Genomic DNA, 4,341 nt, shown 5'->3' with positions numbered 1-4,341 from the left:
GGGGGTGGGGGCCGGGGAGGGGGATCGCTCCCTCCCCGTACAAGCCGGACCGGGGGCGCAAACAGAGCCCTGATCCCTCACTCGCCAAATCGGGGTGGTTTTCATGGGAAATGTTAACTGAAATGCTCCACTAGACCCGGTGCACCGTCCCTGCCCCCCCCGGCCGGAAGGTCTCCGGGTATCTCTCCCTGATCTCCCTGATCTTATCGGTACAGTGCGAGGCCGAGAGGTAGGCCACCCCAGCGAGGGCATCGATATCCTCATCGGTGACGGTATGAAGCCCGCCGATGACTCCCCATACCGGGCCGTCCCGGGAAACCCGGTCAATGATCCGGCTGATATGCGGGTGTGCGCACCCGGTGACGACCAGGAGACCGCCAGCCATGGCGATCGCGAGCGCTTGTTCCCTGATATCGGTCCCGAGCGGGCCGGTCACGGTGATGCCGCTCACAACCTCAGTCCACCCGTCGACGATCACGGGCGTGGTGTACTCCCGGATCAGCCCGAGCGTCTGCGCGGAGAAACCGTCGTGGACGAAGACCTCCACTGAGGGGTTTGCGGCGAGGACCGCCCGGAGCCCCCCGGTGTGGTCGTAGTGGTCATGGGAGAGCACGAGATACCGGATATCTGCAGGTGTGATCCCGAGCGCCTGCATGTTCGATAATAATACGTCTCCTTTTGCCCCGGTATCGAAGAGCAGCCCTGCCTCGTTGACCAGGCAGGAGAACCCCCAGTCCGGGATGAGTCCCTCCCGGAAGGGGATGTTGTTGTAGACCTCGGTGAGGGTGGGCATCAAAAACAGACTCCTGCCTTCTGGTCTCTTCTCCCGGGAGATTATGCTTCGCGATGGGGCAAGAATCCGGTGCAGGCGAAAAAAAATGAGGAGGCGGTTGAGGAATTACGCTATGACGTAGGCTATGGAGACGCTGGCGGTCACGTCGATCTCACCGACCTCGATCGGGGTCGGGACGGCGGCCCCCCCTGCCTTCTCCATGGCCGCATAGCGGTTGTCGTAGAGCATGGGCACATAACTGTTCCCGACGTTGACCTCTTTGACGTCGACGATGGTCTTGCCGAGGGCGGCCGCGACCGCGTCCGCGTCACCCCGTGCCTGCGCAACCGCGGCGGTCAGGGCCTCTGACCGGAGTTCCTGCTGCTTTGCGTCGCTCAAGGTCAACGAGAGCCGGTCGACACGGTTTGCGCCGCTCGCAACAGCGAGGTCGATGATCTCACCGGTGCGGTCGACGGCATCAAGCCTGATCTCCAGGTTGTTGATGACCCGGTAGAACCTGATCTTGGAACTCACCAGGGGTTTGTCGTTCTGCTCGGTCACCGGTATGATGGTGTAGCCGGCGGTCTTGAGGTCCTTTGCTGGAATGCCGGCGCCCTTCAGGGCGTTGACCACGGTGTCCATCTTCTGGGCATTCTGCTGCTGCGCGATTTTGGCATCGGCGTTCTCGGTCTCGACAGCGAGCACGATGATGGCCAGGTCAGGGGTGGTCGTCACCTTGCCGGTGCCTGATACATGGATCAGCTTATCTTTGGATTCCTCCGGCTGTTGCGCGGTGACGTTCCCGATCACCGCGGCACAGAGGACCATCAGGGCGATCCCCAGAAATGCTATCTTTCCTCGCATTGACATCAATCATCACTTCATCTGGCGAGAATAAATGTCTTGCTTTAACTACGGGAATTTTCGTAGTTTTAATGGGGGGATTTCCGAAAATATCTCCTTTCCTGTTACCGTCACTCCCTGTCGGTCTCCGGCGACCACCCGAGCGCCGAGACCAGGCGGGCGATCAGGACCGCTATGTAGATGGTCCCGCTCGCGGCCTCAAGCAGGGCGAGCGACCTGGCCTGGTTGGTGATCGGCGTGATATCGCCGTAACCGAGCGTCGCAAGGGTGACGAAACTGAAGTAGATGAACTCGGGGAACGCGAAGGTGCCGTCGGGGTTATGCCCGGGATCGGCCGTAAACGATCCCGGATGGATGCTCTCGACGAGGTCGTAGGCGGTTGCCCAGGTGAGACCCATGAGAAGGTAAACAGAGACTGCCCCGTAGATGGTGTCGGTGGTGATCTTTTGGGTCGTGAGCACCCGGGAGAGGACGATAAGTGCGGTGGAGGCGTAGAAGAGGAGCGTAAAGACGCTTCCGGCGCTGTCGAGGGCGGGGACCCCGGTGGCGAGGTAAAGCCACCCGAGGAGAAAGGCGGGGACCGCGAGGAGGACTGCGATCACGACCTGCCGGCGGCGGTAACTCACAGCGTAGACCCCGGTGATCAGGATGATGGACGAGAGCACTGTCAGGGCGACCGGGCCGGTCGGCCCCGCAACCACGTAGGGGTATATGACGAGGAGAAGGATGAGCGATGCCAGCAGGTAGTGAAACTGCCTCGCCCTGGCGTGGGCGAGAAGCCTGGCGAGAGGCCTCACCCTGTCCCCCTCCCCTTCGCGGGTCACGTCAGCGTCGTGTCGCCCGCTTCCCACATCAGGGTTTCGATCGCGTCCAGCAGTTCCCGGGCAGACTGGTAGCGGTCGGCGGGGTCTTTTGCGAGGCACCTGAGGATGATCGGGTCGAGTTCCGCGAGTCCCTCCTTGATCAGGGAGGGAGGAGCCGGTTGCTCATGGAGGACCGCCCCGGCAAACCCGGCGAGGTTCTCATCGGCAAAGGGGGTCTTCCCGGTCACGAGTTCGTAGAAGACGATGCCGAGCTGGTAGATGTCGGTCCAGGCATCGGTCCTCCCGAACCGCTCGGGCGCGATCTGCTCCGGGGCCGCATACGCGAGGGTGAACCCGGCGGCGATGGTGGTCTCCCGGTTCGCCGCCAGCGTCGTGCTTGTGCCCCAATCGGTGATCTTCGGGGTCGTCAGGTCGTTCGCGAGAAGGATGTTCTCCGGCTTGATGTCCCGGTGGGCGACGCCCCTCCCGTGGGCGTAGGCAAGCCCGGCGGCGATGCCTGCAGCGATGCGGGTGGCGGTCTCGACCGGGACGGGCTTCTCCAGGTCTGCGAGGGTCCGGGGCAGAAACTCCATCTCGACGAACGGTACCGGGAGGATGTTGACCGAGTAGACCGCCACGATGTTCTCGTGGGCGAGGTCTTCCCAGAGCCGCATCTCCTTCATGAAGGTCTTTCCAGTCGCCTCGTCGTAGGTGACCGGGATCTTCACCGCTACGGTTCGACGGTCATCGCGCCTGACCGCCGAGAAGACCTGCCCGAGCCCGCCTCTCCCGACGAAGGCGACCCGGTCATAGCGTTCTGCAAGTTTGGGCGGGAACCCGGCCGGGTGGGAGGGCGTGGTCCGGTATGCTCCGGGGAGGATGGTTGCGCCCGGATCGCCGCCGGCATCCGCTCCCCGTGACTTCTGCAGGTATACGGCACCGAGCACGGATGCACCGCCGAGAATGATGAGGGCCAGCGTCATCCATGCCCAGGGGAACGGCTCGGCGATCGTCTGGCCGGGTTGTCGCGGCGCCTCACCGGCTGTCCCGGTCGGTGTCGGTTCCGGTGTATCCCTGGCCTTCTTATCCTTGTTCTGGCCGGGGGCTGCCCCGCTCTTTCCAGGGGCGGTGTCCGTATCATCGCCCGGCTGCTTGCCGGCAGCCTCGATAGCCGTAGCGTCGGCATTGGAATGCTCCGGTGGTCCCCCCGCACCCAATACAGCAGGGCAGGCGGCTGAGAGGAGCAGGGCTGAGAGCAGGAGCAGGACGGCCGTCCGTTCAGGCAGCATCCAGCACCGGCGTCCCCCCGGGAAGAACGAGGACGAGGGTTGCCCCCGCCGCGCCCTTTGCGAGTTCGACGAGGTCCCCGTCGTGGAGCTCCCAGCGCATGGGCCGGTCGAGCGGTGTGCCGTTCACGAAGGTGCCGCCCGTACTGCCGCAGTCCTCGATGAGCCAGGCACCATCCCGGTTGCGGGTGAGTCGGGCATGCGGCCGTGAGACGCGGGTGACCGCCGCGTACTCCTCGCCGAGGACGATATCCTGTCCCGCTCGACCGGGTGCGTCCGGGTCCGCCCGGCCTATGGCGATGGTGTCGTGCCCGAGCGGGAAGGTCCTGCCGTCCTCCGATCCGCCGAGGAGGATGGCGGCCGGGAGCTGCCCGGAGAACTCTCCCGAGAACGCCTCCCGAACCCCGGCAAGCCGCTTCGCGAGCACGGCATCGGTGAGCGTCAGTTTCAGGTTCGAGAAGAGCCCGAGGCTCCTCGTGATCGCCTCGAGCCCCCCGGGCACGAGCGAGTATTTCCAGACCGGGTGAACCCCTTTTGCGGTCGGGCGGGAGAGGCCGGCCTCCTTCTTGACGACGCCTATGCTCAGGAGTTTGTCGAGGTGCTTCTTCGTGTTCTC

General features: G+C 64.1%; 5 protein-coding genes. All 5 read right to left on the bottom strand.

The window, feature by feature from the left end; genetic code table 11:
• Positions 1-130: 130 nt before the first annotated feature.
• Entirely contained in the window at positions 131-793 is a 663-nt protein-coding gene (locus BP858_RS07920; protein WP_074175112.1) for an MBL fold metallo-hydrolase, read from the bottom strand.
• Positions 794-898: 105 nt separating this feature from the next.
• Entirely contained in the window at positions 899-1,642 is a 744-nt protein-coding gene (locus BP858_RS07915; RefSeq protein ID WP_238320480.1) for an SIMPL domain-containing protein, read from the bottom strand.
• Between the two features lie 104 nt (positions 1,643-1,746).
• The gene (locus tag BP858_RS07910) at positions 1,747-2,460 is read right to left on the bottom strand and encodes a potassium channel family protein (protein ID WP_238320481.1); all 714 of its coding nucleotides are present in this window, start codon (positions 2,458-2,460) and stop codon (positions 1,747-1,749) included.
• Entirely contained in the window at positions 2,457-3,728 is a 1,272-nt protein-coding gene (locus tag BP858_RS07905) for a serine/threonine-protein kinase (RefSeq protein WP_286879230.1), read from the bottom strand. The genes BP858_RS07910 and BP858_RS07905 overlap by 4 nt, the downstream gene beginning before the upstream one ends.
• On the bottom strand, positions 3,718-4,341 hold a 624-nt coding region (locus BP858_RS07900), incomplete at its 5' end, for an FHA domain-containing protein (protein ID WP_286879229.1). The genes BP858_RS07900 and BP858_RS07905, both read right to left, overlap by 11 nt.

This window comes from Methanoculleus sp. UBA413 (assembly GCF_002502935.1).
Lineage (GTDB): Archaea > Halobacteriota > Methanomicrobia > Methanomicrobiales > Methanoculleaceae > Methanoculleus > Methanoculleus bourgensis.
Note: the sequence above shows the minus strand (reverse complement) of the source record. Positions and strands in the feature narration are given on the sequence as shown.

Excerpts from the sequence above, each read along its gene's own strand:
- BP858_RS07920 (WP_074175112.1), bottom strand. The coding sequence starts at position 793 with ATGCCCACCCTCACCGAGGTCTACAACAACATCCCCTTCCGGGAGGGA.
- BP858_RS07915 (WP_238320480.1), bottom strand. The coding sequence starts at position 1,642 with ATGTCAATGCGAGGAAAGATAGCATTTCTGGGGATCGCCCTGATGGTC.
- BP858_RS07905 (WP_286879230.1), bottom strand. The coding sequence starts at position 3,728 with ATGCTGCCTGAACGGACGGCCGTCCTGCTCCTGCTCTCAGCCCTGCTC.